This is a genomic window from Pseudomonadaceae bacterium SI-3 (genome assembly GCA_004010935.1).
GTDB lineage: Bacteria > Pseudomonadota > Gammaproteobacteria > Pseudomonadales > Pseudomonadaceae > Stutzerimonas.
Genome location: CP026511.1, coordinates 898,065 through 924,609, shown reverse-complemented (window position 1 = coordinate 924,609; position 26,545 = coordinate 898,065). Strand labels below are relative to the sequence as shown.

At 61.9% G+C, this 26,545-nt stretch carries 28 protein-coding genes; 13 read left to right on the top strand and 15 right to left on the bottom strand.

Annotated features, from left to right (window positions below):
- Nucleotides 1-11 precede the first annotated feature (11 nt).
- Nucleotides 12-1,421: an MFS transporter gene (locus tag C1896_04400; GenBank protein ID AZZ44220.1), complete on the bottom strand. Its 1,410-nt coding sequence runs from the start codon at nt 1,419-1,421 to the stop codon at nt 12-14.
- A gap of 328 nt (nt 1,422-1,749) precedes the next feature.
- Here C1896_04400 and C1896_04395 point away from each other — a divergent pair, with 328 nt between their 5' ends.
- The 5 genes from C1896_04395 (at nt 1,750) to C1896_04375 (ending at nt 5,692) form a co-directional block, all read left to right on the top strand.
- Nucleotides 1,750-2,283, top strand: a complete 534-nt coding sequence (locus C1896_04395; GenBank protein ID AZZ44219.1) for a hypothetical protein — start codon at nt 1,750-1,752, stop codon at nt 2,281-2,283.
- A gap of 13 nt (nt 2,284-2,296) precedes the next feature.
- Nucleotides 2,297-2,629, top strand: coding sequence for a cupredoxin domain-containing protein (locus tag C1896_04390; GenBank protein AZZ44218.1), 333 nt, complete (start codon nt 2,297-2,299; stop codon nt 2,627-2,629).
- Nucleotides 2,630-2,650: 21 nt separating this feature from the next.
- A complete protein-coding gene (locus C1896_04385) occupies nt 2,651-3,508 on the top strand; it encodes an FTR1 family iron permease (GenBank protein ID AZZ44217.1) in 858 nt (285 codons plus the stop codon).
- Complete coding sequence (locus C1896_04380; protein AZZ44216.1) at nt 3,505-4,881, top strand: hypothetical protein; 1,377 nt, start codon at nt 3,505-3,507, stop codon at nt 4,879-4,881. Before C1896_04385 ends, C1896_04380 begins: the two co-directional genes overlap by 4 nt.
- A 352-nt stretch (nt 4,882-5,233) precedes the next feature.
- Nucleotides 5,234-5,692 carry a GNAT family N-acetyltransferase gene (locus tag C1896_04375; GenBank protein ID AZZ44215.1) on the top strand — a complete coding sequence of 153 codons (459 nt, stop codon included), beginning with the start codon at nt 5,234-5,236 and terminating at the stop codon, nt 5,690-5,692.
- A gap of 223 nt (nt 5,693-5,915) precedes the next feature.
- Here C1896_04375 and C1896_04370 read toward each other — a convergent pair whose 3' ends face one another.
- From C1896_04370 to C1896_04360, 3 genes are all read right to left on the bottom strand, one after another.
- Nucleotides 5,916-6,611: an anaerobic ribonucleoside-triphosphate reductase activating protein gene (locus tag C1896_04370; GenBank protein ID AZZ44214.1), complete on the bottom strand. Its 696-nt coding sequence runs from the start codon at nt 6,609-6,611 to the stop codon at nt 5,916-5,918.
- 2 nt (nt 6,612-6,613) lie between these two features.
- Nucleotides 6,614-6,778 carry an oxidoreductase gene (locus tag C1896_04365; protein AZZ44213.1) on the bottom strand — a complete coding sequence of 55 codons (165 nt, stop codon included), beginning with the start codon at nt 6,776-6,778 and terminating at the stop codon, nt 6,614-6,616.
- A gap of 91 nt (nt 6,779-6,869) precedes the next feature.
- Nucleotides 6,870-8,876 (bottom strand): ribonucleoside triphosphate reductase, encoded by a 2,007-nt coding sequence (locus C1896_04360; GenBank protein AZZ44212.1) that lies wholly within the window; start codon nt 8,874-8,876, stop codon nt 6,870-6,872.
- Nucleotides 8,877-9,112: 236 nt separating this feature from the next.
- Between C1896_04360 and C1896_04355 the strand changes: the two genes are divergently transcribed.
- Together C1896_04355 and C1896_04350 are read left to right on the top strand one after the other, a co-directional pair.
- Complete coding sequence (locus C1896_04355; GenBank protein AZZ44211.1) at nt 9,113-9,790, top strand: Crp/Fnr family transcriptional regulator; 678 nt, start codon at nt 9,113-9,115, stop codon at nt 9,788-9,790.
- 97 nt (nt 9,791-9,887) lie between these two features.
- Nucleotides 9,888-10,283: a zinc-binding protein gene (locus C1896_04350; GenBank protein AZZ44210.1), complete on the top strand. Its 396-nt coding sequence runs from the start codon at nt 9,888-9,890 to the stop codon at nt 10,281-10,283.
- A gap of 55 nt (nt 10,284-10,338) precedes the next feature.
- Here C1896_04350 and C1896_04345 read toward each other — a convergent pair whose 3' ends face one another.
- The 5 genes from C1896_04345 to C1896_04325 all read right to left on the bottom strand — a co-directional run bounded on the left by C1896_04345 (nt 10,339) and on the right by C1896_04325 (nt 14,872).
- A complete protein-coding gene (locus C1896_04345) occupies nt 10,339-10,833 on the bottom strand; it encodes an SCP2 domain-containing protein (GenBank protein AZZ44209.1) in 495 nt (164 codons plus the stop codon).
- Nucleotides 10,827-11,717, bottom strand: a complete 891-nt coding sequence (locus tag C1896_04340; GenBank protein AZZ44208.1) for a U32 family peptidase — start codon at nt 11,715-11,717, stop codon at nt 10,827-10,829. Before C1896_04340 ends, C1896_04345 begins: the two co-directional genes overlap by 7 nt.
- A gap of 22 nt (nt 11,718-11,739) precedes the next feature.
- Nucleotides 11,740-12,735 carry a U32 family peptidase gene (locus C1896_04335; GenBank protein ID AZZ44207.1) on the bottom strand — a complete coding sequence of 332 codons (996 nt, stop codon included), beginning with the start codon at nt 12,733-12,735 and terminating at the stop codon, nt 11,740-11,742.
- 291 nt (nt 12,736-13,026) lie between these two features.
- Nucleotides 13,027-13,236: a hypothetical protein gene (locus C1896_04330; GenBank protein ID AZZ44206.1), complete on the bottom strand. Its 210-nt coding sequence runs from the start codon at nt 13,234-13,236 to the stop codon at nt 13,027-13,029.
- Nucleotides 13,237-13,342: 106 nt separating this feature from the next.
- Nucleotides 13,343-14,872: a nitric oxide reductase transcriptional regulator NorR gene (locus tag C1896_04325; GenBank protein AZZ47524.1), complete on the bottom strand. Its 1,530-nt coding sequence runs from the start codon at nt 14,870-14,872 to the stop codon at nt 13,343-13,345.
- A 147-nt stretch (nt 14,873-15,019) separates the two neighbouring features.
- Here C1896_04325 and C1896_04320 point away from each other — a divergent pair, with 147 nt between their 5' ends.
- From C1896_04320 to C1896_04305, 4 genes are all read left to right on the top strand, one after another.
- On the top strand, nt 15,020-15,691 hold the full coding sequence (locus C1896_04320; GenBank protein AZZ44205.1) for an iron-sulfur cluster repair protein YtfE: 672 nt from the start codon (nt 15,020-15,022) through the stop codon (nt 15,689-15,691).
- A gap of 55 nt (nt 15,692-15,746) precedes the next feature.
- Nucleotides 15,747-16,256 carry a DnrO protein gene (locus C1896_04315; protein ID AZZ44204.1) on the top strand — a complete coding sequence of 170 codons (510 nt, stop codon included), beginning with the start codon at nt 15,747-15,749 and terminating at the stop codon, nt 16,254-16,256.
- 207 nt (nt 16,257-16,463) lie between these two features.
- Entirely contained in the window at nt 16,464-17,147 is a 684-nt protein-coding gene (locus tag C1896_04310) for a transcription factor (protein ID AZZ44203.1), read from the top strand.
- A gap of 142 nt (nt 17,148-17,289) precedes the next feature.
- Nucleotides 17,290-17,481, top strand: a complete 192-nt coding sequence (locus C1896_04305; GenBank protein AZZ44202.1) for a DnrP protein — start codon at nt 17,290-17,292, stop codon at nt 17,479-17,481.
- A gap of 631 nt (nt 17,482-18,112) precedes the next feature.
- Here the strand turns inward: C1896_04305 and C1896_04300 are convergent.
- The 6 genes from C1896_04300 to C1896_04275 all read right to left on the bottom strand — a co-directional run bounded on the left by C1896_04300 (nt 18,113) and on the right by C1896_04275 (nt 24,099).
- Complete coding sequence (locus C1896_04300; protein AZZ44201.1) at nt 18,113-19,957, bottom strand: nitric oxide reductase activation protein NorD; 1,845 nt, start codon at nt 19,955-19,957, stop codon at nt 18,113-18,115.
- A gap of 81 nt (nt 19,958-20,038) precedes the next feature.
- On the bottom strand, nt 20,039-21,466 hold the full coding sequence (locus C1896_04295; protein ID AZZ44200.1) for a nitric-oxide reductase large subunit: 1,428 nt from the start codon (nt 21,464-21,466) through the stop codon (nt 20,039-20,041).
- A 3-nt stretch (nt 21,467-21,469) separates the two neighbouring features.
- Nucleotides 21,470-21,910, bottom strand: a complete 441-nt coding sequence (locus C1896_04290; protein ID AZZ44199.1) for a cytochrome c — start codon at nt 21,908-21,910, stop codon at nt 21,470-21,472.
- 552 nt (nt 21,911-22,462) lie between these two features.
- Nucleotides 22,463-22,714 (bottom strand): hypothetical protein, encoded by a 252-nt coding sequence (locus C1896_04285; GenBank protein AZZ44198.1) that lies wholly within the window; start codon nt 22,712-22,714, stop codon nt 22,463-22,465.
- Between the two features lie 10 nt (nt 22,715-22,724).
- Nucleotides 22,725-23,252, bottom strand: coding sequence for a cytochrome-c oxidase (locus C1896_04280; protein AZZ47523.1), 528 nt, complete (start codon nt 23,250-23,252; stop codon nt 22,725-22,727).
- A 40-nt stretch (nt 23,253-23,292) separates the two neighbouring features.
- Nucleotides 23,293-24,099 (bottom strand): CbbQ/NirQ/NorQ/GpvN family protein, encoded by an 807-nt coding sequence (locus C1896_04275; protein ID AZZ44197.1) that lies wholly within the window; start codon nt 24,097-24,099, stop codon nt 23,293-23,295.
- 348 nt (nt 24,100-24,447) lie between these two features.
- Here C1896_04275 and C1896_04270 point away from each other — a divergent pair, with 348 nt between their 5' ends.
- Together C1896_04270 and C1896_04265 are read left to right on the top strand one after the other, a co-directional pair.
- Nucleotides 24,448-26,163: a nitrite reductase gene (locus tag C1896_04270; GenBank protein ID AZZ47522.1), complete on the top strand. Its 1,716-nt coding sequence runs from the start codon at nt 24,448-24,450 to the stop codon at nt 26,161-26,163.
- A 52-nt stretch (nt 26,164-26,215) separates the two neighbouring features.
- A complete protein-coding gene (locus tag C1896_04265; protein AZZ44196.1) occupies nt 26,216-26,530 on the top strand; it encodes a cytochrome C biogenesis protein CcsA in 315 nt (104 codons plus the stop codon).
- Nucleotides 26,531-26,545: the final 15 nt, after the last annotated feature.

Sequence of the window (26,545 nt, the reverse complement as noted above, 5' to 3'; positions counted from 1 at the left end):
CCGAGGCTCGGTCACTCAGTGTCTATGTGTCGAGCGGCCATGGCTTGCTTGGTGTCCAGCTGAAAGAACAACGATGCGGCCAGCATCGACATCGCCCCGATGCATAGAAAGGTCAGGTGAAACGCCTCCAGCAACGCCGTCCCATCCGCACCCGGCACGGTAAAGCCGCCCAGCAGGGCACCGGCCGAGGCGACACCCAGGCTCATCGACAACTGCACCACCACCGATAGCAGGCTGTTGCCGCTGCTGGCGTTCCGGTTGCTGAGCCCCACCAGCGTCACGGTATTCATCGCGGTGAACTGCATGGAATTGACCATGCCGATCAGGCTCAGGTGCAGCAGCAACAACACAGTCGAAGTCTGCCCGTCGATGGTCGCCAGACTGGCGATCAGGCTGCCCAGCAGCAGCGTGTTGCCGATCAGGATGCGCCGATAGCCGAGGCGGTCGATCAGCGGCTTGGCCAAGGGTTTGATGAACATCGCACCCAGCGCCAACGGAATCATGGTCATGCCCGCTTGCGACGGGGGATAGCCCAGCGCGACCTGCAGCAGCAATGGCAGCAGGAACGGCAATGCCCCGCTGCCCAATCGCGCGAACAGGTTGCCAAAGATACCAACGGCAAAACTGCGGGTGTGGAACAGCGTCGGACTGAACAGCGGTTTGTCGATGTGACCGGCGCGCAACCAGTAGGCCGCGAGGCAAGCACCGCCAATAGCCACCAACAACATCACGCGGGCGTGGGGCATTTGCATCTCGCCGAGGCCTTCAAGCGCAATGGTGATCAGCACCATGGCGCCACCGAATAGCAGAAAGCCGACGGTATCGAAGCGCATGCGCTCGGCACTCTTCAGGTCGGGCATGAAACGAAAGGCAGCGATGCAGCCAACCAACCCCACCGGCAGGTTGATCAAAAATATCCAATGCCAGGATGCGTATTGGACCAACCAGCCACCGAGCGTCGGGCCAATCAATGGCCCGACCATGCCGGGCAGAGCGATGAACGTCATCACGCGGACGAATTCGCTGCGCGGGTAGGCCCGCAGTATCACCAGACGCCCCACCGGCAGCATCAGCGAGCCCCCTACCGCCTGCACCACACGCGACATCACCAATTGATTGAAGCTGGTGCTCATCGCGCACAACAGTGAACCGAGCGTGAACAGCACGATGGCGGAAAAGAAGATCCGCCGGGTACCAAAGCGATCCGCTACCCAGCCCGAGGCCGGAATCAACAACGCCACGGTGAGCATGTAGGCGATGACCACTCCCTGCATGCGCAGTGGGTCTTCGGCAAGGTCGCGTGCCATGGCCGGCAAGGCGGTGTTTAGGATGGTGCCATCAAGGGTTTGCATGAAAAACGCGATGGCAACCAGCCAGGGCAGTACGCGGGCGGTCCTGGCATCCAGTACAGCTTGAGTCATGAAATTCCCCGACTCCGAAAGTGCATATGGTAGGCCCCTATCGATCTCTCTCGCAGCATTTAATCGATCTCTCGACCCAATGACTGGCCATAACCGCAGCGATGAGAACGCTTTTGCGACAACACTCGATCAGGGTGTGACAACTCAACGCAGCAACGACTCCAAAGCCCCTCAAGACGCTGCCTGCCGCGTTATCAAACGCAGCGACACGGACAATGCAGGGTATACGTTACAAAGTATTTCATTCAAAATTGACGCGAATCATTATCGTTAAGCATCACAGGTGCGAACCTTTCTGCGTCAACCATCCCATCTCTTCGGAGGCTTCATGCGCATTCCCGCTACCCTCGCCATCGCGTCGCTGCTGCTCACTCCCCTCGCCCAAGCCAAGGAATACCCCATCGGTGAACCGCAACAATGCGGCGGTATGGAGGTTGGTGCCGTTTACTTGCAGCCGGTCGAAATGGAGCCTGCCGGCATGATGCTGGACGCCGCCAAATCTGATGTGCATCTGGAAGCCGACATCGCCGCCACCGAAGGCAACCGCAACGGTTGGCAGGAAGGCAGCTTCGTTTCCTACCTGAACATTCGTTACTCGCTGAGCAAGAAAGGCTCGGACGAAAAAATCGAAGGCGACTTTCACCCGATGGTGGCCAATGACGGCCCGCACTATGGCGACAACGTCAAGCTGATGGGTCCAGGCAAGTACCAGCTGACCTTCACCGTCTCGCCGCCAGACGGCAAGCACGCGATGTTTGGCCGTCACGTTGACAAGGAAACCGGCGTCGCGCCCTGGTTCGAACAGTGCACGCTGAACTACGAGTTCACCTACGCCGGCATCGGCAAGAAAGGCGGCTACTGAGCCGGAGGTCAGCATGCAACGCATCCTGCTTCCCGCCCTCGCCATGCTCGCGGCCGGCTTTGCCGGCGGCGCCCAGGCCGGTCTGCCGACCTATGAGCTGACCATCCGCGACGGCCATTTCGAGCCAGCCACCATCGAAGTGCCGGCTCGCCAGCGCTTCAAGATCGTCGTGATCAATGCCGGCAAGGGGCCGACCGAATTCGAGAGCACACCCCTGCGGGTGGAAAAGGTGCTCTCGCCCGGTGTCACCTCGTTCGTCGTGATTCATCCGCTCAAACCCGGCCGCTACCCCTTCTTCGATGAGTTCCACATGGATCTCCCGGAAGGCGAAATCATCGCTAAGTAGTCTCTTCACAGGAGAAGCGACATGGGCCAATCAATGTTCATCGTCTGGCGTGAAAGCGTCGAGGCGTTGCTGGTCATCGGCATTCTGCATGCCTGGTTGAGCCAGCAGCCAGGCAACCGTCATGCGCTGCGCATGCTCTGGGGCGGCGTGGTTGCCGGCCTCGGTTTGGCTTCGTTGCTGGGCTGGGGCATTCTCAGCGCCGGCGACTGGCTGGCCGGTCCCGCCGGCGAGTGGTTCCAGTGCGCCATGCTGCTGGCTGCCGCGCTGTTGATCCTGCAGATGGTCGGCTGGATGCACCACCATGGGCGCGATCTCAAACGCAATCTGGTCGACAGCGCCGCCGCGCACCTCAGCCAGGGCAGCGGCATTGGCTTGCTGGTACTGGCGATGCTCGCGGTGGCGCGTGAGGGCAGCGAAACAGTGGTGTTCCTGTATGGCATCGGCCACCAGCAGGACGGTTCGGACCTGACCGGTTTCGTCATCGGCGGTGTGCTTGGCTTTGCGCTCGCGCTGCTGAGCTACGCGGCGCTGCAGGCTGGCAGCCGGCTGTTCTCCTGGAAGCGTTTCTTCAGAGTCAGCGAGGCGCTGCTGCTGTTGCTCGGCGCAGCCCTGCTGATGGCTGGCCTCGACCGCTTCAGCGGCCAGCTGATGGGCATGGACGTGCCTGAAGTGCTTTACACCGTTTTCGGTGACCCGGTCTGGGACACCTCGGCCCTGCTCGATGACGGCGGCACCCTGGGCAGCACCCTTGCCGGGCTGACCGGTTACCGCGCCATGCCTTCGCTGGCCGCGGTAATGGTAATGGCGCTGTACTGGCTAGCCGTCTGGGCCTGGCTGCGACCGAAGCCGGAGGCTCGTCTGGAGGCTCGCACGGCATGATCACCAACGCCTCCTGGCTGGCACGCATCGGCGACCTGCTGCGCCAGCACGCCAACACCATCCGCCTGATCCAATGGCTGGTGGTTGGCTTCTATCTGGTCCTGCTGCTGTTGCCAGCGGTGCTTTCGCTGCCGCCCTCAGAAGCGCGCATGCTGGACAACATCACGGTGTTCGCCCAGTTCCTGTTCTGGGGGCTGTGGTGGCCGTTCGTGCTGCTGTCGATGGTGCTGTTCGGCCGGCTCTGGTGCGGTGTGCTCTGTCCGGAAGGCTCGCTCAGTGAATGGATCAGCTGGCGCGGGCTGAACAAACGCACCCCGCAGTGGATTCGTTGGAGCGGTTGGCCGACCATCGCGTTCGTGCTGACCACCGTCTATGGCCAGCTGATCAGTGTTTATGACTATGGTCGCGCCGCCGCGCTGATCCTTGGCGGCTCGACGGTGGCCGCGATGATCGTTGGCTTCCTCTATGGCCGTGGTAAGCGCGTCTGGTGCCGGCACCTGTGCCCTGTGAGCGGCGTGTTCGGCCTGCTCGCCCGGCTGGCGCCGATGCACTACAAAGTCGACGAGGAGCTGTGGCAGGCCAACCAGGGACCGAAGCTGGTCACGCCCAACTGCGCCCCGCTGATCGACATCCGCCGCATGCAAGGCAACAGCGAGTGCCACGCCTGTGGTCGTTGCAGCGGCCAGCGTGGCGCTGTCGCCCTCGCGGCCCGCTCGCCGAATCAGGAAATTCTCATTGTCGGCAACCAGCCGCAACAAGGTCATTGGGACAGCACGCTGCTGCTGTTTGGCATGATCGGGCTGGCCATGGGCGCCTTTCAGTGGACGGTCAGCCCCTGGTTCATCACCCTCAAGCAGAGTGCAGCCGAGTGGCTGGTCGATCGCGACATCTTTTGGCCGCTGGAGGCCAACGCGCCGTGGTGGCTGCTGACGCATTATCCGCAGAACAACGATGCGTTCACCTGGATCGACGGTGCGGCGATTCTCACCTACATCGGCGCTAGCTCACTGCTGATCGGTGGTGCGCTGTGGCTGCTGTTGCAAGGTGCGGTGAGGCTGATGAACCGCAGCGACAGCGTGTTTCATCACCTGGCGCTGACACTGACGCCGCTGGGCGGCGCCGGACTGTTTCTCGGTCTTTCAGCCACCACCATCAAACTGCTGCGCTACGAGGGTTTCATCCTTGCCTGGGCGCAGCCGACCCGCGCGCTGCTGCTGGTCGGTGCCGTCGGCTGGAGTCTCTACCTGGCCTGGCGCGTGATCAGCCGCCATGGCGCCAATGGGTTGCGTCGGATGGCGGCATTCGGTTGCGTGGGGCTGGCGACCGCGGTGGTTGGTTACGGCTGGTATCTACAATTCTGGGGTTGGAGCTGATTCGTACAGTCAGAACGGTGGGCTGAAGCCCACCCTACCTGGCTGAATCACTCGTGCCGGTGGATAGGCTGCGGCGGAACCTCGTCGGCCCACTCTACTGTTAGGTATTCAACCGTAGGGTGGGCTTCAGCCCACCGCCACATCGCTGGACCAGCGCACAGGTTGACGGGTGTCGCTACAGGGCCAAGGCTGACCCTGATCTCGCGCTTCGCGAGCACGCCCGCTCCTGCAGAAGTGCGCTAGCACCGAAATAGTCGGAGGGCGCCGACTGGCCCGAAGAGGAATCATCGACAGCGTTTGGGCACGCAATACCTTTAGTATTCGCTGCAGGTTTTCCCAGCGAGTCGGCGTTATGTCTATCAACTGGATCTGCAAACACCACACCGAACTCAGCGCGCAGCAGCTCTACGCGATTCTGCGCCTGCGCGCTGAGGTTTTCGTGGTCGAGCAACAATGCGTGTACCTGGATGTGGACGGCCAGGACCTGCTGGGCGATACCTGCCACCTGATGGCCTGGCAAGAGGAGCAATTGGTCGCCTACCTGCGCCTGCTCGACCCAATCCAGCAAGGCGGCAACGTGGTGATCGGCCGCGTCGTTACCGCACCCTCAATACGCAGCCGGGGCATTGGACATAAATTGATGGTGCAGGCACTCGACCATGCCGGGGAAAAGTGGCCGGGGCGGCCGATCTACTTGTCCGCCCAGGCCCACCTGCAAGGCTATTACGGGCGCTACGGCTTCAAGCCGGTGGGCGAGGTCTATCTCGAGGATGGGATTCCGCACATTGGCATGCGCCGGGATCTCGGATAACCGCGCGGAACAGCCGCTCGGGGCAGCATCTTCTGGCCGCTGGTTACCGACGCCGGCTCCAGCCAGAGCGATAGGCGTGAAGGCTGAAGGTTATCGGCCGTCACGGCGCCAAGAGGCCGTGGATCGTTCACGCAGACGGTGGGCTGAAGCCCACCCTACCGCTATGTACCGCCCGTAGGGTGGGCTTTAGCCCACCGCACGCCGCATCGACGGCCTTCTCCCTTTACCCTCGCAGTATGAACGACGGAAATAGCCTCCCCATCCGGTCCCAGAGTTTTTGCTGATCGTAGGGTGCACGGCTATCGGCGAGGCCGTCGTCGAGCATTTTCGCCGTGCGCACGCATTGCACGGCGAAGCGCTCGACACCGAGTTTGCGCAGTCGCTGCGCCATGTCCCATAGACGTTCGGCGTCGAACAGCTGCCAATGAACCGTGGTTCGGCATTCGTGCGCGACGCCGCTCTCCAGCAGCGCTTCGAGGCTTTTCCAGTTGGCTTCGCCGCTCCCCTCGACCCCCGTGATCAGTCGACCGTGCTCCGGCAACGCCTTGACGTCGAACCCCACCCAGTCCACCAGCGGCAGCACCTGGCGGAACAGTTTCGGTTTGATGCCGGCGCTATGCAGGCCGATCTTGAAGCCTTTCGCGCGCACCTGCGCAATGGCATCCGGCAGCGCCAGTTGCAGGGTCGGCTCGCCGCCGCTGAATACCACCGCCTCGAGCAGACCGATCCGCTGATCGAGAAAGCCGAGAATCTCCGCCCAGCTGCGCTCCTCGGCGCCACAGGACGGGATCAGCTCAGGGTTGTGGCAATAGCGGCAACGCCAGCCACAGCCCTGGCAGAACAGAACGCAGGCCAGATGATCAGGAAAGTCGAGGGTGGTCAGGGGCACCATGCCCCCGACCCTTAGCGCGGCGCCCATGACTAACGCGCCAAACCGGCGGCCTGCTCGGTGAAATGGGTGCGTTCACGGTGCTCGGATTGTTTGCCCGGGTTGAACGCCGCGACCGGACGGTGATAGCCCATCACGCGGGTCCAGACTTCGCAGCGCTGACGTTGGGCTTCGGGGAGTTGAGTGGTTTGGGTCATGTGTCGCTCCTTCAGGGTTGGGTTTTCGACCGATGCGCCAGTTGGCGCGCTGATAGATGATCGCCAGCAAGCTGGCTCCTATGGAACCAGATCAGGCGCAGCAGCTTTGCTGCTTGGCGACCAGCACCTCGTCGCATTTGGGGCAGAACTCGTGTTCACCGCTCAGGTAGCCGTGAACGGGGCAGATCGAGAACGTCGGGGTGATGGTCAGGTAAGGCAGGCGGAAGCGTCCCAGCGCGGTGCGCACCAGGTTCTTGCAGGCCTGTGTCGAGGAGATCTGCTCGGCCATGTACAGGTGCAATACGGTGCCGCCGGTGTATTTGGTCTGCAGCTCGTCCTGCAGCATCAGGGCTTCGAACGGGTCGTCGGTGAAGCCCACCGGAAGCTGCGAAGAGTTGGTGTAGTACGGCGCCTCGGCAGAGCCCGCTTGTAGTATTTCCGGGAAGCGCTTGCGGTCTTCCTTGGCGAATCGGTAAGTGGTGCCTTCGGCGGGCGTCGCTTCGAGGTTGTATAGGTGGCCGGTTTCTTCCTGAAAGCGCACCAGCACAGCTCGAACATGGTCGAGCAGGTCGACGGCCAGACGCCGGCCGGCTTCGGTGTGCAAGCCCTCGGTATCCTCGGTGTAGTTGCGCACCATCTCGTGCAGCCCGTTCACGCCAATGGTGGAGAAGTGATTGCGCAGCGTGCCCAGGTAACGCTTGGTGTAAGGATAGAGCCCGGCATCCATGTGGTGCTGGATCACCTTGCGCTTGACCTCCAGGCTCTGCATGGCCAGTTCAAGCAGCGCATCGAGATGCTCGATCAGCCCTGGCCAGTCGCCTGAATGCAGATAACCCAGGCGTGCGCAGTTGACCGTCACCACGCCGAGCGAGCCGGTCTGCTCGGCCGAACCGAACAACCCACCCCCGCGCTTGAGCAATTCGCGCACGTCCAGCTGCAAGCGGCAGCACATCGAACGCACCTGATTGGGCTGCATATCCGAATTGAGGAAGTTCTGGAAGTACGGCAGGCCGTAACGCGCGGTCATCTCGAAGAGGCGGTCGGCGTTTTCGCTGTCCCAGGGGAAATCGTGGGTGATGTTGTAGGTGGGGATCGGAAAGGTGAATACCCGGCCCAGCCCGTCGCCAGCCTGCATGACCTCGATATAGGCGCGGTTGATCAACTCCATCTCGGCCTGTAGCTCACCGTAGGCGAAAGGCATCTCTTCACCGCCGATGTAGGGAATCTGCTCACGCAGGTCTTCGGGGCAGACCCAGTCGAACGTCAGGTTGGTAAAGGGCGTCTGCGTGCCCCAGCGCGACGGCACATTGAGGTTGTAGATGAACTCTTGGATCGCCTGACGGATTTCGGCGAATCCCAGGCCGTCCTTGCGCACGAACGGCGCCAGGTAGGTATCGAAGCTGCTGAACGCCTGGGCACCGGCCCACTCGTTCTGCAGGGTGCCGAGGAAGTTGACCATCTGCCCCAGCGCGCTGGACAGGTGCTTCGGCGGTCCCGCCTCAACGCGTCCGGGTATGCCGTTGAAGCCTTCGTTGAGCAAGGTGCGCAGCGACCAGCCCGCGCAATAGCCGGCGAGCATGTCCAGGTCATGGATGTGCAGATCGCCCTCGCGATGGGCGATGCCGATTTCCGGGCTGTAGACCTCGTCTAGCCAATAATTCGCAGTGACCTTGCCCGACACGTTGAGAATCAGCCCGCCCAGCGAGTAGCCCTGGTTGGCGTTGGCGCGTACCCGCCAATCTTCGCGCGAGAGGTATTCGTTCATCGATGAGGCGACATCGACCAGTGACTTGCGATCGCGCCGCAGCCGTCCATGACGCTCGCGGTAGACGATGTAGGCGCGCGCCGTGTCGAAATAACCAGCCTCCATTAACACGCGCTCGACCGCATCCTGAGCCTGCTCGACCTCCACCACCCGCTGCGGCAGGCGCACCAGGACCTGAGCAGCCAGCGCCTGGGCAGTGGCTTGTTCGAACTCACCGGTGGCCAGGCCTGCGGCCTCGATTGCAGCGCCGATCTTGTCCAGTTCGAACGCGACCAGCCTCCCATCCCGCTTGCGCAGCGAGACCGGTCGATTCACTTCTTCAAGCCCCAGCATCACGCCTCCATCACCATATGTAGTTACAAAAACTTCTTTAAACACTAGATGATGTGAAATGTAGGCAATTACGTCCGCAAGCGAATTGACCATCGTCAATTCACCTTGGCCGTATTTTAAAAATGGCTCTGAGGCAACCGCGGCCGACGATCTTGTCTGCGATCAAGGAAGGTGGGCGATGCGTGCTCCTAGGATGCAACGTCGAACAATCCCGGACAGGTGCCGGTGGAGGAACCATGCTGACCGAAACATCCCTCGTTGCGGACCTCCGCCGACACCACCTGTTCAGCCGGTTGCCCGAAGCCGCGCTACAGGAAGTGTGCGCCTCGGCCAACCTCAAGCGGCTGCCCGCCGGTGCCTCGCTGTTTCATCAAGGCGACAAAGCGGAGCGGTTCTATTTTCTGTTCAGCGGTCAGGTGAAACTGCACCGCGTAGTCTGCGACGGCCAAGAAAAACTGGTCGAGGTCATCCGCGCTGGCGAGTCATTTGCCGAAGCCTTGCTGTTCACTGGCGCGCCGAACTATCCGGTCAGTGCCACGGCACTGAAGGCCAGCCTCCTCGCCAGCCTCAACGGCCCGCACTACCGACGCATGCTCGAGCAACACCCGAGCATCTGCCTGGACATACTCGGCACCCTGAGCATTCGGCTGCATCAGCGTCTGAACGAAATCGACACCCTGACGCTGGCCAACGCCAGTCATCGCGTGGTGCGCTTTCTCTATCAGTCGCAAGAGGACGACAGCGGCGTGGTGACCCTCGATGTGCCCAAGCGTCTGATCGCCTCCAAGCTGGGCATCCAGCCGGAAACCTTTTCACGCATCCTGCACCGGCTGATCGAGTCGGGAATGATCAGCGTGCAGCGCCGGCGCATCGAGATACTCGACAGCCGGGGCTTGGCCGCTTACCAGGACTGAACTGCGACGGATTGCCCCAGCTTCTTGACGATCGTCATGGGCCACCCCTGCATTGGCCCGGATACTTTCGCTGGCCCTTTCGAATCGGGAGAACCGCATGTCCGCACCCCGCCTGCCCCTCGTCTATGCCTGCTCGGGTTGCTCCAACGTGGCGCAACTGGCCAATACCCTTGCGGTGCGCCTGGATCGTGCCGGTCTGGCCGAAATGTCCTGCATTGCCGGTGTCGGCGGCCGGGTCAGCTCGCTGGTCAATAAGGCCAACTCTGGCCGAGCGATCCTGGCTATCGACGGCTGCCCGCTGCATTGCGCACGTGCCTGCCTGGCGCAGCATGGCGTAGTCGCGAACGTCCATATCACCCTCAGCAGTTACGGACTGCGCAAGCGCTACCGTGAAGATTGCTCCGAAGCCGAAGCCGATGCGCTGTTCGAGGACATGCGCAACATCATTGCCAGCGACCGGATGAAACCGCGGCACCGGCTGCACTCGGTGTAACGCCTAGCAAAGACGCCACAGAATGCGGGCTACCGGCGCAGCGGTAAGTGTCAGATCAGGCGCTTACCGGCTGCGCACGGCCGGCCTGCGCCGCTTCCTCGCCCGCGCCTTGCAGCACCTTCCACAGCCACGGCGGCAGCAGGTCCGGGTCCAGGCTGTCGATCAGGTTCTTGATTGCCAGGCCGAGTTCGGTGTCGCCTTCGATCACCAACCGGCGACGAAAGAACAGCGTATCCGGGTCTTCCTGACGACTGGCGAGCAACAGGAACTCACGCCAGTTGCCACGGATGGTGACCTGGACCGGCGCCTGCTCGGCGATGCGCAACTTCTGCCGGTCGCAGCTCAGGCACCAGGCCAACTTGAGGTCGACGACTTCCAGGCGCATCCAGTGGCCTTCCAAGGCCTCGAAGGCATCCTCAGCCAATGGCTCAGCGAAGAGCTGATTCAGGCTGCGCTCCAAGGCGATACGTTGCAGCGCGAATGGGGTTCGCGCGGCCAGCGGCAACAGGTGCTCGCCCAGTTTCAATAAATGTGCACGAGGGTTCAGCATAGTCCGGCCTCCTCGGCGCGCAGCATGCCAGGCTGGCCATGCCAGTAACCGTTGCAGCCGTCGACGGCGAGCGGTGGCAGGCCACCTTTGCGCACCGCATCAAATGCCTGAACGACCTCGATCATGCCCGATGCGCGCGGGCTCAGCCGCAGCAGCTCGGCACCGCTCTCGACCAGCGCCGGATAGTCCGCCAACAGATTGCTGACCGAGGCCGACAGGGTCTGGATGCCATTGATGGTGAACAGCGCCTCGCCTTCCTGGCTCAACAGCGGGATGCCTTCTGGGTAGTTCTGACAGCAGAACTGGCAATCATCCTTCGGCCGATTTTCCGCGCGGGCGGTGAAACAACGCGCCGAGTACGCCAGCGGAAGGTGGCCGTAGGCGAAGATCTCGATTTCCGGCACGGCAACACCGAGCTGGGACAGCTGCGCACGCGCGTCGCGGATCATCGCCCCGGAAATCTCCACTGGCGGCACCCAGCGCTGCATGCCGCTGCTCACCAGTTCGGCCAGTGCATGGCCGTTGTAGAGGTTGAGCGCCGGGCCGCCCACGAAAGGCACGCCCTTCTCGGACAGGTACTGCACCGCACCCATGTCATTGGCCTCGACCATCAGCTCGCCGTTCTCACAGAGCCGACGCAGGCTGGACAGCTCCGAAGCCGCCTCGACCAATGCAAGGCCGGACAGCACCAGCTGCGCCGCTGATTGCTGTTTCAGCTCACGCGCCAGACCAATCCAGTCGTCCAGTCCCATGTCGCGGCGCTTGGAGCAGACGGTTTCCCCGAGATAGATCACATCGAGCGGCATGTCTGCCATGTCGGCATAGAAGTCCAGCGTCTGCTGGCGATCCCAATAGAACAGCACGGGGCCTAGGCTGAGTTTCATAACTGCTCCTTGCTGAAGAGATTCACTGCCACGCCCGGTGGTAAGCGCCAAGGGTCGTTTGCGAGCCCTCCGACAAGCCATCGAGCACTGCGCGCCAGCCTGGCTGCACGGCATAACGCTGCGGCGCCTGCAGATAGGCGTCCAGCGCCGAGCGCCAGACGCGGGTGACCTGCTCGACATAAGCGGGACTGCGCTGCCGCCCCTCGATCTTCATTGCCGTGACACCGATGTTCGCCAGCTCAGGTATCAGGTCCAGAGTATTCAGGCTGGTGGGCTCTTCCAGTGCGTGGAAGCGTTCGCCATTGACCATGAAGCGGCCCTTGCACAGCGTCGGATAGCCGGCTGACTCGCCTTCGGCGTAACGGTCGATGAGTACGTTATTCAGCCGCGAGGTCAGCCCTTCCGGCTCCTCGCTCCAGCGCACCGCCTTGGCTGGCGAGCAGACGCCGCACAGATTCGGTGACTCACCGGTGAGATAGGAAGACAGGTGGCAACGGCCCTCGGCCATGATGCACAGGCTGCCGAAAGCAAACACTTCGATCGGCACCGGACTGCTGGCGGCGACCTGCTTGACCTGCTTGAGCGACAGCACCCGCGGCAGCACGGCGCGTTTGATGTTGTAGCGCTGCTGATAGAAATCCAGCGCGGCAGCATTGGTCGCAGAGCCCTGCACCGACAGATGCAGGTTGAGCTGCGGGTGGCGTTTGGCGGCATAGCCGAGCACGCCCGGATCGGCAGCGATCAGTGCGTCCACGCCCAGGTCAGCGGCCTGGTCCACCGCACGCTGCCAACGGGACCAGCCTTGTGGCTGGGCATAGGTATTGACGGCAATGTAGAGCTGGCGGCGCTTCTCGCGGATCAGCTGCAGTCCCTTGTCGAGCTGCTTCGCATCCATGTTGAGGCCGGCGAAATGGCGGGCATTGGTGTCGTCACGAAAACCGACGTAGATGGCGTCGGCACCCTGCTGAACGGCAGCCTTGAGTGCGGGCAGGCTACCTGCTGGACAGACCAAGTGCATGGCAACTCCTAGACATGCGGAATCATGCGCACCCTGCCAACGGCAACGGTGCCCGTCCGGGCCGGACGGAAAGTCGGCAGTCTAGGTAGGCCTCCGACGAGAGGCATTGATAAGCGTCAAGGGGACGAAGCTAGCAGGGCAACGAAGCCAAGAGAACAAAACCAGCCACTGAAGCAAGACCAAGCTGGGCCCTTCGAGCCCAGGCTCGCGAGCAAGCTCGCTCCTAAAGGGCGCTGGCCTGACAATCAGGACGGCGCAATCATTGCGATGCCCGTCCGACTTGATGCTGCGTTATATCCCTTCGTCGCCCTGATATTCCTCAGTCGCGCGAACAACGGCGTCCCGCCAGTTTCCGGACTCTTCGGCGAGCAGACGCATCGCTTTGAGGCTCGACTCGAACGCCTGCTGATAATGCTGCGGATTGTTCTCGCTGGCTGCTCGGTCGGCGTGCGCCTGGGCCTCGGTCAGCAGCTGGTTGAACTGGTCATGGTCCAAAGCCATGGAAATCTCCTCGTCGTGATAGTGAAAGCTTAGACCGCCATCCGACAAAGACGACTCACGCCGACTGGCGGAACAGAACCCACCTATATCCCGTCCCAGCGCGCGTTCATTTCAACTTCAGGCGCCGCGCCAGCTTGTGCAAGTTGCTCGAGTCGACATCCAGCAATCGCGCCGCCTTCGCCCAGTTTTCACCGCAGGCCTCCAGCGCCCGGATGATTGCCTGGCGCTGGGCGCCATCGACGGTTTCGCGCAACGAGACGATCTCAGCCTCCGTCGCCAGGGGTTCGACCTCAGCAGCCGGAGCGAAGGTGCCGACGTGTTCGCTGTCCAGATCCAGCAGCTCCGGCTCGAGCGTGAGGATTTCGCTGCGCGAGGCGCCACGGCTAAGCAACCGCAGCGCCGCTCGGCTGATCACATGCTCAAGCTCGCGGACGTTGCCCGGCCAGGCGTAGCCGAGCAATGCCCGCTCGGCGGCCGGCGACAGCCGCATGCTGCGCAAGCCCAGCCGGGCGCGGTTCAGCTCGAGAAAGTAGCCGGCCAGAATCAGGACATCGTTGCCACGCTCGCGTAAAGGCGGAATCGGCGCCGGATAGACCGAAAGGCGGTGATAGAGATCCGCGCGGAAATGTCCGTCTCGTACACTTTCGCGCAGGTTGCGGTTGGTCGCCGCGATGATGCGTACGTCCACCTGACGCGGCTTGTCCGCCCCGAGGCGCTGGATCTCACCATTCTGCAAGGTGCGCAGCAGCTTGGCCTGCACCACCAACGGCAACTCTCCCACCTCGTCCAGCAGCAGCGTGCCGCCATTGGCCGCATCGAAACGTCCGGGACGGTCCGTGGTAGCGCCGGAAAACGCCCCCTTGACGTGCCCGAACAGCTCGCTCTCGGCCAGCGATTCGGGCAACGCGGCGCAATTGACCAGCACCAACGGCTTGTTGCGGCGCCGCGAATGTCGATGCAGCCAGCGCGCGAACAGCTCCTTGCCCACGCCGGTTTCGCCCAACAGCAGCACTGGCAGTTCCGAATCGGCAACCACTTCCAGCTCACGCAACAGCTCGCGGATCACAACGCTTTGCCCGAGAATTTCGCCGTCGCCCGGCACCGGGGTGGTTTCCAGCACGTCGCTACGCGCCAGCCGCAGGCCGCGATTTTCGTGTTCCAACCGGGTAATGCGGATGGCTGCCTCGATCACCAGCGTGTAACGCTGCAGATCACGCCGCGCCTCGTCATCGAAGGTGCCGGCATGCAGCGCATCGAGGGTCAGCGCGCCCCACAGCTTGCCCTCCACGAACAGGCTCACGCCCATGCAATCGTGCACTGGCAGGGGCTCGCCCACATGCGCATCGAGCAGCCCGTCGTACGGGTCTGACAAACGGCTGTCGGGCTCGAACCAGGTGGGTTCACGCTGCGAGAGGATGGCGGCCAGCCGCGGATGCTGAGCCACCACGAAGCGCCGCCCAAGGGCCTCCTGCACCAGCCCCACCGCAGCCAGCGGGCGCAGGGTGTCCTCGTCGAGACGTAGCAGCACCACCGCACCACAGCGAAACCGCTGATGCAGCGTGTGCACCAGGCGTTGCAGGCGAACCGCATTGGGCAGTTCGGTGACAAGGTCAGCCAGCAGTGCTTCTTCCATCATGGTCATTACTACCCCTAAGGTTTTTTAAACCCTATACCGCCCAGGTACATTTCACCACCGTTAATATTTATCATCTATAAATCAATAACTTAGTGATGGCATAGCGCTTGCGTTGCTCTGAGTACTTCCACCCTTGGAAACGCCACCATGACGACTGCGCTTACCGAGCAAACCCTGGGCAGCCTGGCCTGCCTGATCCCTGGCGCCACCCGCGTGTTTCGCCATTACAAGCTGGACTTCTGTTGCGGTGGCGACACCCCGCTGCGCGACGCTGCCCTGCAGCGCAACCTTGACGCACAGGCGATCGCGGACGAGTTGGCGGCATTGGGAAGCGAGTCCACGACTGAGCCTGACTGGCGCAATGTGCCGGCCGGATCGCTGATCGACTACCTGCTCGAACGCTTTCATGAACGTCATCGTGAGCAGTTCCCAGAGCTGATCCGCTTGGCCACCCGTGTCGAGCAGGTGCATGGCAACAAGGCGGACTGCCCGACCGGGCTCGCCGAACATCTGTGGTGCATGCAGCAGGAACTGGAAAGCCACATGCTCAAGGAGGAGCAGATCCTCTTTCCGATGCTGCGCCGCGACATGCAATTGCCGCAGACCCAAGGCCCGATCGCAGTGATGCGCTACGAGCATGACCAGCACGGCGCCGCCCTTCAGCGCCTGGCCGAACTCACCGATGACATCACCCCACCGGCAAACGCCTGCAATACCTGGCGCGCGCTGTATCGCGGGCTCGAAGAGCTGCGCGGTGACCTGATGCAGCACATTCATCTGGAGAACAACATCCTGTTCGCCCAGGCGTCTGCGCACTGAGGCGACAACAACGCTACGGGCCAGACGGCCCGCCCCTGCAGTACCGGAGGTGCATATGAAAGCAGTCATCCAACCCTTGGCGTGGGGCCTTGCAATGGCGTCGATGCTGGCACTGGCCAGTGGCGTGGCACTCGACGTGGTGGTCGATACCGCGCAGGCAACGGTTACTCACGACGGGCACGGCGCGCACGCTGCGTCACCCGCTGGCGGCGAGCAGCAGTGGGCAACCGATGCCGCCCTGCGTGAAGGCATGACGCGCCTCCGCCAGGCCGCCGAGGCCGCGCTGCCAGACGATCCGGCGCAACCGATCAGCGAGCGCCAGGCCTTGGCATTGCAGAAGGAGGTCGAGGACAGCGTTTCCTACCTGGTCGCCAATTGCGAATTGTCTGCACAGGCCGACGCGGCGTTGCACGGGTTACTCGCCGACCTGCTCGGCGGTGCCAAGGCACTGGCCGTGCCCGCCGAGCGAGCCGACGGCGTCCAACGGATCCACGTCGCGCTTGAGCGCTATCCAAGCCTGTTCGCCCCGCCGCACTGGAACGAAACCGTCATATCGGGTCAGTGAAACCAGATACGCAAGAGGATCCTGTCTCAGCCCTCGTGCTAATCCGGCCTGCATCAATACTTGTGCCATGGCATCTGGGCTAGGCTTTGTAACGACTCTTCATTGCGCTCTGCCCCTGCCTTGGTCAGCCAGTTTGAGCGCAGCTATCGTTCCGCTCCGTCAACCTTGATTGCGGACGGCTAATTATTAGAAATAAGGATGCCTTGCATGGTGCTTCATCGCGTACATAACCAGATTCTTCGCAGCCACCATCTGTTCGAACCTCTGAACGACGAACAGATGGACGAGCTGATGAGCGCAAGCCAGCTGCTCAACCTGGACAAAGGCGACAACCTCTTTCACCAGGGTGAACCGGCGCATTCGTTCTATTTCGTGATTTCCGGCGCAGTGAAGATCTACCGCCTGACCCCGGACGGGCAGGAAAAAGTCTTCGAGGTGATCGGCAATCGCCAGACCTTTGCCGAAGCGATGATGCTGATGGACACGCCCAACTACGTCGCCTCGGCCCAGGCCGTGTGCCCGACGCAGGTCTACCGCTTCTCCAACACGGCATATATGCGTCTGCTGGAGGCGAACCAGAAGCTCTCCTTTGCCCTGCTCGGCAAACTGAGCGTGCGCTTGCACCAACGCATCAATGAGATCGAAACCCTTTCGCTGAAGAACGCCACTCACCGCGTGGTGCGCTATTTGATGACGCAACTGGCGCGCCTGAAGGATGAAGGCAACAGCTTCGAGCTGCCCATGGCCAAGCAGCTGATTGCGGGTCACCTGTCGATCCAGCCGGAGACGTTTTCACGGATCATCAGGCGCTTGATCGACGAGCAAATCATCACTCAGGAAGGTCGGCAAATCACCATCCTTGATCGCCAACGCCTCGAATCCTTCGAGTGACAGGCCAGCGGATCAACAATCCTTGAAGCCCCTCGCAGCGAACCGTGCGGCAGCGACAAGCTTTCGCAACGGGTTGATGCCCGTCAATCTCAAACAGAGGTTGTACGTGGCAATCTGGAACTGACCTAGAGAGGACGCGGCCATGCCCAGATGCCTGTACTGCCAGCAACCCAACCCGCCGCAGGAAGCCGAGTGCAGCAACTGCGGCATGCCCCTCCCCGCCCTGGCTGATACCGCCGGGGAACGACGGCAAAGCAGATTTTTCTGGTTTTGCATCGGTCTTGCCATCTTCTGCGCAGTGATGATCGTCTGGCTGCCGCGCAACCTGTTCTAGACGGTTCGTAGGGCGGATCATGCTTGCCCGATTTACCGGGTGGCGATCCACTGAGCGGTATGGTGGTGGATGTGCAAAGCGACATCTGCCCTACGAATCACCCTCGCCCTGAGGCAACTTCGGGAGAATGGATAGCGGCATCAAGCTTGGCGCGCAACAGCCGCTCGATAGATGCCTTGGTGGGCTGAGGCCCACCCTACAAAACCGCCGGTGTGCTCCGACCGCATTGCTGGGCCATCCAGCAGAGTGGGCTTCCGTCCATCAAAGCAACGTCCTTCCCAAACTGGCAAGCCTGAATACGGCGCGCCATAAGTCCGTAGGGTGGGCTTCAGCCCACCGATGAATACGCCAGAATCAAGCGAAGCAACTGCGCTAAAAAACATAGCCTCGGAACACTGCGTCAATGTCGCGGCATGAACGGGCCATTTCCGCAGGTGAATGGCGAGGCATCAAGCGGCGAAAAGGCTGGTGGGCTGAAACGGAACGCAGCCCGTCCCACACTACCGTTGCCACGCAATCTGCCCTGGCGGTTCGTAGGGTGGATCACGCTTCACCGATCCACGGGGTGGCGATCCACCGGGTGGCGATCCACCGAACCGGGTAACGGTGGATGTAAAAAGCGACATCCACCCTACGGCTGGGTCAGCTGCTTGTACAACTGCGGCAGGCGGAACGGCAGTTGTTGCGGCTCCTTGATCAAGGTGAAGCCGTTGGCGCCGAACATGTAGGGCAGGTAATCGCCCGCCTCTTGGTCGATGGTGATGCAGAACGGCAACAACCCCTGACGCCGTGCTTCCATGACTGCCTGGCGGGTGTCTTCGACGCCATAACGGCCCTCGTAAAGGTCCAGGTCATTGGGCTTGCCGTCGGTGACCAGCAGCAGGAGCTTGCGCCGCTGCTTGCACTTGCCCAGCAGTTCGGTCGCCTGGCGAATGGCCGCGCCCATGCGGGTGTAATAACCGGGCTTCAGCGCCTGGATCCGGCCACGGGTGTCGTCGCCATAGCGCTGCTTGAAGCTTTTGAGCTCCTGCATCCGAACCTGCTGGCGACGCAGCGAGGAAAAGCCATACAGCGCGAAATCGTCGCCTACCGCCGACAGTGCTTCGCCGAACAGCAGCAGGCTGTCGGTGATCACGTCGATCACCTTGTGCTCGTCGTCCAGGTGCGCGTCGGTGGACATGGACAGGTCGGCCAGCAGCAGGCACGCCAGGTCTCGGCGATTCTGTCGCTGCTCCATGAACAGCCCGCGCTCGGCGCACTGGCCGTGCTGGCGCTCGACGTGAAAATCGAGCCAGGCCTGCATGTCTAGTTCGGAGCCCTGCGGTTGCCCGCGTAGCCATTGACGATCATTGCGCAGGTGTTCGAACTGCCGACGCAGCTTGCGCGCCAGCGGGCTCAGTCGCAGCGGCAGGCCCATGGGTTCGGAGCCCCGTGGCAACATCATCTGCAGGCTGACGAAATCGGCCTGCATGCGCTGCTTGCGATAGTCCCATTCCGGTAGCTTGATACCTTCGCCCAGCGGAATGTCATCCACGTCCGCAGGCGGCAGGTCCAGGTGCAGCTTGAGGCCGCCGCCCTTGCGCATCCGCTGACGCGACATGGCGATTTCATCGAGGTCTTCCGCAACACGCGAGGCGTCTTCGTTTTCGCTGTCATCGCCCTGGCGATCCAGCTCGACATGCTCGGACCAGCTGAACAGATTTTCCAGGCGGAACAGCATCAAGCCGCCCTTGCTGGTGCTGTCCTCGACACGCTTGGCACGCTTGCGCATGCCCTTCTGCTCGGTCGGCGGCGCCTGCAGGTTGTTGTCCTGATCTTCTTCGGCGAGCTCGGTGGCCTGAGGCACGCCGAGATTTTCCGCGGGGTACAGCCACATGGGCAGCGGCCAGGGGGCCACTTCGCTGCGCGGGAATTGCTGAACACTGCCCGGCTCACGCAGGGCCTGGCAGATGGCACGCTCCAGCGCACTCTCGGCGCGGGGCAGCGTGTCCGGATCTGGCCGGAGCTGCAGATGCGCTTCGACGAGTCGCTCGTAGCGTGGCTGCATCGCCGGGAAACGCTCGAGGATGGCTTGAGTCCAGCGCTGGTTGTCACGCGCCCAGTGGCGCATCTCGCCCACCTGCGCCGCGAGCAGCGCCAGCCAGCGATACAAATCCTGATTGAGTGAAACTTCGGGGTATACCGCGAGGTTCTGCGGCAGGCGCAGGTTGTTCGCATCGCACCAGGCCACCGGCAATTGCTTGCAGGTGCCAGCGACTTGTTGCAGCAGGTTGCGGCGCAGCATCAGATCGCGCGCGTTGGCCGCCTCGACACCGGTGCCACTGGCACCGCCCATGGCACGAAACAGCACCGACAGGCTGCGCTGCATGCTTTCCAGCGAGACGTTGGCGTCGGGGAAGTCCGGGCTGGCGCGGCGGGTGATGAAGCGGTGCCAGACACTGCCGACCCACTCTTCAACTTCGATGGTAAAGGCCATGGCGATTGATCCTTAGCGCGGTTTGAAAACAACGACGGCCCGCTGGATCAGCCGGGCCGTCGATTACATCGGTGTCTTGCCTCAGGCCGCAACGACGGCCGCAGGTACATCCGCGGTGACCCGCCCACGCTGCCTGAAGCTGCAGAGGTAGAGCACCAGCCCGATGAGGAAGAACACCCCAGCGCCCAGCCGCAACCAGAAGAACACAGCCAGTTGGTCAGCGGTATTCATGAAGGACATCGCTGCCCCGTCAGCCGGAATCCGCTGCAACCAGACCTGCACCACGCCAGCGGCGGTGAGGAACAGAGTGATCGCGACCATCGACAGCGTCATCAACCAGAATCCCCAGATCTCGATGCGCTGAGCCCGTGCATCCGGCGCCTCACCCAGGCCACGCAGACGCGGCATGGCGTAGCTGATCATGGTCATCACGATCATGGCGTAGGCACCGTAGAAGGCCAGGTGGCCATGCGCTGCAGTCAACTGCGAACCGTGGGTGTAGTAGTTCACCGGAGCCAGGGTATGGAGGAAGCCCCACACGCCAGCACCCAGGAACGCAGTCACGGTAGTGCCGATGGCCCAGAGCGATGCGGCCTTGTTCGGGTGCTGACGGCGACGACGGTTCACCATGTTCAGAGAGAACAGCACCATGGCGAAGAACGGCAGCGGTTCCAGGGCAGAGAAGATCGAACCCAGCCACAACCAGACCTCAGGTGCACCAATCCAGAAGAAGTGGTGACCGGTACCGATGATGCCGGTGATCAGGGCCATGGCGATGATCACATAGAGCCACTTCTCGATCACTTCACGGTCGACACCGGTGATCTTGATCAGGACGAAGGCCAGCATCGAACCCATGATCAGTTCCCACACGCCTTCAACCCACAGGTGCACCACGAACCACCAGTAGTACTTGTCGCGCGCCAGGTTTTCCGGGTTGTAGAAGGAGAACAGGAAGAACACTGCAAGCCCGATCAGGCCGGTCATCATGACCATGCTGATGGCGGTCTTGCGGCCCTTGAGCAGGGTCATCCCGACGTTGTAGAGGAAGCCCAGAGCGACCACGACAATGCCGATCTTGGTGATCGTCGGTTGCTCGAGGAACTCCCGGCCCATGGTCGGCAGCAGCTCGTTGTGCGTCAGCTCGGCAAGACCGGCGTAGGGCACGAACAGGTAACCGAGAATGGTCAGCACGCCGGCTGCTGCGAACACCCAGAACAGGATGATCGCCAGTTTCGGGCTGTGCAGTTCGCGGTCGGCTTCCTCAGGGATGAGGTAGTAGGCCGCGCCCATGAAGCCGAACAACAGCCAGACGATTAGCAGGTTGGTGTGAACCATGCGTGCCACGTTGAAGGGCAGCAGTGGAAACAGGAAGTCACCGACGACGTACTGCAGGCCCATGATCAGGCCGAACAGGATCTGCCCGACGAAGAGCATCAGCGCAAATACGAAGTAGGGTTTGGCGACGGCCTGCGATTGGAACTTGAGATGCGGATTCATAACGCTCATCTCTCAGCCCTCCTTGTTTGGCGGCCAGTTATTGGTATCGATCTTCGATGTCCACTTGAGGAATTCGGCCATATCGTCGACTTCCTGCTCGCTCAGGTTGAACTGAGGCATCGATCTGCGTCCGGGTACGCCCAGCGGCTGAGCCTTCATCCAGGCCTGCAGGAAGGGCTTGAAGGCCGCATCCTCACCGCGTCGAACGAAGACGTTGCCCAGTTCCGGCGCAAAGTAGGCACCTTCACCAAGCAGGCTGTGGCAGCCGATGCAGTTGTTGTTTTCCCAGACCGCTTTGCCTCGCACCACTGCTTCGGTCAGTTCCGACTCATTGGATCGCTCTGGAAAGGTCTGCTCTGTGTGATAGGTCAGGCCCAGAAATACCAGGAAGAAGAACACGCTTCCCCCGAAGTAGATGTTTCTGGCCATTCCCTTGGTAAAGGTCTCGGACATGGTCGCCTCCTCATGTTGGCGTGGCCAGTTTAAGAAGGGAGCTATCGAAACCTGCTTGATAGCAATCAAGAAAAACCTGAACACGGTACTGGGTCTTTCCCTAACCATGCGAGAGCCGGTTTTGCAGGCGCAATCGACGCGGCAAAGCCGTATAGGGTGGGCTTCAGGAGCAAGCGGGGGGCTGAAGCCCACCCTACGGTTCTATGGACGCAGGGCACCAGGAAGCGCGCCCATAGGCGCGCGCACGTGGGTCGGTTGCGGCCCCGAAATACAAAGCGATCGCCAGCAAGCTGGCTCCTACGAAGAACGGAGCAAGGCCGCGGAAGCTTCGTCCACGGGTTCAGCCGCAACTGCGCGTAAGCAAAGCCCGCCGGCCTGGCTACAAATTGTCGGCGCACTGCTGTCCGGTGTAGGAGCCAGCTTGCTGGCGATCCGGGCACGCTAGCTACTCCATCAACACAAACAGAATCCCCACCACGCAATCCTTGGGCGCGGTCGGGGGTGCCTAGCCTTGTCCGCGAAGCCCGCATGCTGGCAATCGTAGTTCGTCACCTACACCATCATTGCGAACAGAATCCCGCACGCCATCACCAGGGGCCAGCCGAACAACAGCAGGCGCCACATGACCGGCGCATGGCGCAGCTCCATGAAGCCTTCGGTGATCACCCAGGCCTTGATCAGCGCGACGGCCAGCACGGCGCCGGCAAGCAGTAGCGTCGAGCCGGCGTTGCCGAGCAGTACGGTGGCTGTAGACAAGACGGCCAGCGCCAGCCAACACCCGATCAGCACCTTTGAAGCGGACATCACGGTCTCCTCAGTTGATGACGTAGACCAGCGGGAACAGCAGCACCCAGACCATATCGACCATGTGCCAATAGAGCACCCCGGATTCCAGGCCCGCGCAGTCCGCCGCCGTATAAAGGCCGCGCTGGCAACGCATCGCCATCCAGCCGAGGATCACCATCCCCAGCAGCACATGGAGAAAGTGAAAGCCGGTAAGAATCCAGTACAGGGTGAAGAAGGTGTTGTGCTCGAGCCCCAGCCCCATCGATGACAGATGGCCGTACTCGTTGAGCTTGAGCACGACGTAAACGCAGGAGGTCGCCAACGCAGCTACCAGCAGTAGCGCCCCTCGCCCAGGCCGTGCTGCGCGCACCTGCTCCACGGCCAGCGCCGCGAACAGGCCGGACGTCAGCAGGCTGAGGGTCAGTGCGAGCCCCATGGAGCTGTCCAGCGCTGCGCGGCTCTGGCTGAACAGCTCTGGGTTAAGCACCTGGGTCACGGCGAAGGCCAGAATCAGGATGGCGAAGACGGTCAACTCGGCGAGGATAAAGAACCACATCGCCAGATCGCCCGGCAGGCGCCGGGAGAGGCTGGTGCGGTCAACCGAAATGGACATCGACCACATCCATCAGCGCCGCGACGGTTTGCGGATCGTCCGACAGCGGCTCGGCCAGGCAAGCCATGCAGGCCTCGCGCGGGCTCATGCCGGAGCGGATCATCCGCGCGGTGAAAATCAGCAGGCGGGTCGAGGCGACTTCTTCGAGATCGTGCTGTTCGAGCCGGCGCAGGGCCTGCCCGAGCTTGACGACCTGCGCCGCCAGTTCGGCATCCACCTGTGCCTCGTTGGCGACGATGCGCTGCTCATCGGCCGCTGGCGGATAGTCGAAACGCATGGCGACGAAACGCTGCCGGGTGCTCGGCTTCATACCCTTGAGCAGGTTCTGGTAACCCGGGTTGTAGCTCACCACCAGCATGAAGCCCGGTGGTGCTTTCAAGGCTTCGCCGGTGCGCTCGATGAACAGCTCGCGCCGATCGTCCGCCAGCGGATGCAGCACCACGGCGGTGTCCTGCCGGGCTTCGACCACCTCGTCCAGGTAGCAGATACCACCTTCGCGCACGGCGCGGGTCAGCGGGCCGTCCTGCCACCAGGTGCCCTGGGCACCGATCAGATGACGGCCAACCAGATCGGCGGCGGAGAGGTCGTCATGGCAGGCCACGGTATACAGCGGCAGGTTCAGCCGGTGCGCCATGTGCTGCACGAAGCGGGTCTTGCCGCAGCCGGTTGGGCCCTTGATCAGCACCGGCATGCCATGCTTCCAGGCCTGCTCGAAGAGCACCTCTTCGTTGCCCAGCGACTGGTAGAACGGAGCACCGCTCATGCCGACAAGGTTCTCGGGCGCGTTCATTGGCAATACCTCACTGCAGCGGTTGGATTTGACTAGCACCACGCTAATCGTCACCCCGCCGCCCCTCAAGCCGTCCGCCAGCGAAGCTTGATTACGGTCAAGCCCGACTCGAAATGAGCCGATGCGCGTGCGTAACCATCGGCTTTTGACGTGCGCTTCTTCCCTTTTCCCGCCTGATTTATCCGTCCCCGCGACACGACGTCACGCCTGGCGTATCCCGGATCGACTCTTGATTGCCATCAAGCGCTTTCGCACAGCGCCGGCCATAGGATGCAAGCGCATACAGCAAGACCCGGGAACTGCCACATCGCCGTCACTAGCAGGAACCGCACGAAGCGGTCAGAGGAGATCACTATGAGCAAACCCATACTGGCGGGCTTCATCGCCGGCTTTTCAATGCTCGGACTGGCAGTTGCCCAGGCCGCGATGAATCCAGAAAACGCCGATGCCGCTTACAAGGGCCAAGCCTCCGCTATCGATCCGGCCAGCGCCCAGGTGGTCCATTCGCCCGGTGCACCTGACCTGAACGCCGCCGAATTCGAGCAGGCCAAAGAGATCTATTTCCAGCGCTGCGCCGGCTGCCACGGTGTGCTCCGCAAGGGTGCAACCGGCAAGGCACTGACGCCGGACATTACCCAGGAACGCGGACAGGCCTATCTCGAGGCGCTGATCACTTACGGCTCGCCCGCCGGTATGCCCAACTGGGGCACCTCCAACGCGCTGAGCAAAGACGAAATTACGCTGATGGCCAAGTACATTCAGCACACCCCGCCAACCCCGCCCGAGTGGGGGATGGCCGAGATGAAGAACTCCTGGAAGGTGCTGGTCAAACCCGAAGACCGACCAAAGAAGCAAATGAACAAGCTGGATCTGCCCAACCTGTTCTCCGTCACCCTGCGTGACGACGGCAAGATCGCGCTGATTGATGGCAAGAGCAAAGAAATCATCAAGACCATCGACACCGGCTACGCGGTGCACATCTCACGCATGTCCGCCTCCGGCCGTTATCTGTTGGTGATCGGTCGCGACGCCAAGATCGACATGATCGACCTCTGGGCCAAGGAGCCGCTGAAGGTCGCCGAGATCAAGGTCGGCATCGAAGCCCGCTCGGTCGAGACTTCCAAGTTCAAGGGCTACGAAGACAAGTACGTGATCGCCGGCGACTACTGGCCGCCGCAATACACCATCATGGATGGCGAAACCCTGGAGCCGCTGCAGATCGTCTCGACTCGGGGCATGACCGTGGGCACCCAGGAATACCATCCGGAACCGCGTGTGGCTGCGATCATCGCCTCCCACGAACACCCGGAGTTCATCGTCAACGTCAAGGAAACCGGCAAGGTGCTGCTGGTCAACTACGAGGACATCGACAACCTGACCACCACCATGATCGGCACCGCGCCGTTCCTGCATGACGGCGGCTGGGACGTCAGCCATCGCTACTTCATGACGGCGGCGAACAATTCGAACAAGGTTGCAGTGATCGACTCGAAAGAGCGCAAGATGGCTGCGTTGGTCGATGTGGGCAAAATCCCGCATCCGGGTCGCGGCGCCAACTTCGTGCATCCAAAGTTCGGTCCGGTCTGGGCGACCAGTCACCTGGGCGACGAAACCATTTCGCTGATCGGCACCGATCCGGACAAGCATCCCGATCAGGCCTGGAAAGTGGTCGAAACGCTGAAGGGACAGGGTGGCGGCTCGCTGTTCATCAAGACCCATCCGAAGTCCAACCACATCTATCTGGACACCACCTTCAACCCGGACGCCAAGATCAGCCAATCGGCAGCGGTGTTTAACATCGACGATCTGGGCGCAGGCTTTACCGTGTTGCCAATCGCCGAATGGGCCGGAGTGACAGACGGTGCCAAACGCGTCGTGCAACCGGAGTACAACGAAGCGGGCGACGAGGTCTGGTTCTCCGTCTGGAGTGGCCAGGACGAGCAATCGGCAATCGTCGTGGTCGATGACAAGACGTTAAAGCTGAAAAAGGTGATCAAGGACAAAAGGTTGATTACCCCAACCGGTAAATTTAACGTCCATAACACTCAGCACGACGTGTACTGAGTAAAACCGGGGGGGACGCCAAGATCCCCCCCTAGCCTTGAGGAAGTAACTGATGAAAAAAGTTCTCATCCCACTGCTCGCCCTCGGCGGCGCGATGGTCCTGCAGCCTGCCGTGGCTCAGGACGGTGAAGCGCTGTTCAAGAGCAAGCCCTGCGCGGCCTGCCACAGCATCGACGCCAAGATGGTCGGCCCGGCCCTGAAGGAAGTCGCCGCCAAGTACGCCGGCCAGGAAGGCGCTGCCGATCTGCTCGCCGGGCGCATCAAAAACGGCACCCAGGGTAACTGGGGTCCGATCCCGATGCCGCCAAACCCAGTCACCGAAGAAGAAGCCAAAACCCTCGCCGAGTGGGTTCTGAGCCTCAAGTAACAGCCAAGGAGGACA

What these genes read in the sequence shown, in the direction of transcription:
- C1896_04285 (AZZ44198.1), bottom strand. Translation starts at nt 22,714, where the DNA reads ATGTCCGCTTCAAAGGTGCTGATCGGGTGTTGGCTGGCGCTGGCCGTC.
- C1896_04290 (AZZ44199.1), bottom strand. Translation starts at nt 21,910, where the DNA reads ATGTCCGAGACCTTTACCAAGGGAATGGCCAGAAACATCTACTTCGGG.
- C1896_04335 (AZZ44207.1), bottom strand. Translation starts at nt 12,735, where the DNA reads ATGCACTTGGTCTGTCCAGCAGGTAGCCTGCCCGCACTCAAGGCTGCC.
- C1896_04305 (AZZ44202.1), top strand. Translation starts at nt 17,290, where the DNA reads ATGCCCAGATGCCTGTACTGCCAGCAACCCAACCCGCCGCAGGAAGCC.
- C1896_04375 (AZZ44215.1), top strand. Translation starts at nt 5,234, where the DNA reads ATGTCTATCAACTGGATCTGCAAACACCACACCGAACTCAGCGCGCAG.
- C1896_04365 (AZZ44213.1), bottom strand. Translation starts at nt 6,778, where the DNA reads ATGACCCAAACCACTCAACTCCCCGAAGCCCAACGTCAGCGCTGCGAA.
- C1896_04355 (AZZ44211.1), top strand. Translation starts at nt 9,113, where the DNA reads ATGCTGACCGAAACATCCCTCGTTGCGGACCTCCGCCGACACCACCTG.
- C1896_04340 (AZZ44208.1), bottom strand. Translation starts at nt 11,717, where the DNA reads ATGAAACTCAGCCTAGGCCCCGTGCTGTTCTATTGGGATCGCCAGCAG.
- C1896_04370 (AZZ44214.1), bottom strand. Translation starts at nt 6,611, where the DNA reads ATGGGCGCCGCGCTAAGGGTCGGGGGCATGGTGCCCCTGACCACCCTC.
- C1896_04300 (AZZ44201.1), bottom strand. Translation starts at nt 19,957, where the DNA reads ATGGCCTTTACCATCGAAGTTGAAGAGTGGGTCGGCAGTGTCTGGCAC.
- C1896_04385 (AZZ44217.1), top strand. Translation starts at nt 2,651, where the DNA reads ATGGGCCAATCAATGTTCATCGTCTGGCGTGAAAGCGTCGAGGCGTTG.
- C1896_04350 (AZZ44210.1), top strand. Translation starts at nt 9,888, where the DNA reads ATGTCCGCACCCCGCCTGCCCCTCGTCTATGCCTGCTCGGGTTGCTCC.
- C1896_04395 (AZZ44219.1), top strand. Translation starts at nt 1,750, where the DNA reads ATGCGCATTCCCGCTACCCTCGCCATCGCGTCGCTGCTGCTCACTCCC.
- C1896_04315 (AZZ44204.1), top strand. Translation starts at nt 15,747, where the DNA reads ATGAAAGCAGTCATCCAACCCTTGGCGTGGGGCCTTGCAATGGCGTCG.
- C1896_04380 (AZZ44216.1), top strand. Translation starts at nt 3,505, where the DNA reads ATGATCACCAACGCCTCCTGGCTGGCACGCATCGGCGACCTGCTGCGC.
- C1896_04360 (AZZ44212.1), bottom strand. Translation starts at nt 8,876, where the DNA reads ATGCTGGGGCTTGAAGAAGTGAATCGACCGGTCTCGCTGCGCAAGCGG.
- C1896_04390 (AZZ44218.1), top strand. Translation starts at nt 2,297, where the DNA reads ATGCAACGCATCCTGCTTCCCGCCCTCGCCATGCTCGCGGCCGGCTTT.
- C1896_04320 (AZZ44205.1), top strand. Translation starts at nt 15,020, where the DNA reads ATGACGACTGCGCTTACCGAGCAAACCCTGGGCAGCCTGGCCTGCCTG.
- C1896_04275 (AZZ44197.1), bottom strand. Translation starts at nt 24,099, where the DNA reads ATGAACGCGCCCGAGAACCTTGTCGGCATGAGCGGTGCTCCGTTCTAC.
- C1896_04265 (AZZ44196.1), top strand. Translation starts at nt 26,216, where the DNA reads ATGAAAAAAGTTCTCATCCCACTGCTCGCCCTCGGCGGCGCGATGGTC.
- C1896_04280 (AZZ47523.1), bottom strand. Translation starts at nt 23,252, where the DNA reads ATGTGGTTCTTTATCCTCGCCGAGTTGACCGTCTTCGCCATCCTGATT.
- C1896_04295 (AZZ44200.1), bottom strand. Translation starts at nt 21,466, where the DNA reads ATGAGCGTTATGAATCCGCATCTCAAGTTCCAATCGCAGGCCGTCGCC.
- C1896_04400 (AZZ44220.1), bottom strand. Translation starts at nt 1,421, where the DNA reads ATGACTCAAGCTGTACTGGATGCCAGGACCGCCCGCGTACTGCCCTGG.
- C1896_04310 (AZZ44203.1), top strand. Translation starts at nt 16,464, where the DNA reads ATGGTGCTTCATCGCGTACATAACCAGATTCTTCGCAGCCACCATCTG.
- C1896_04345 (AZZ44209.1), bottom strand. Translation starts at nt 10,833, where the DNA reads ATGCTGAACCCTCGTGCACATTTATTGAAACTGGGCGAGCACCTGTTG.
- C1896_04330 (AZZ44206.1), bottom strand. Translation starts at nt 13,236, where the DNA reads ATGGCTTTGGACCATGACCAGTTCAACCAGCTGCTGACCGAGGCCCAG.
- C1896_04325 (AZZ47524.1), bottom strand. Translation starts at nt 14,872, where the DNA reads ATGATGGAAGAAGCACTGCTGGCTGACCTTGTCACCGAACTGCCCAAT.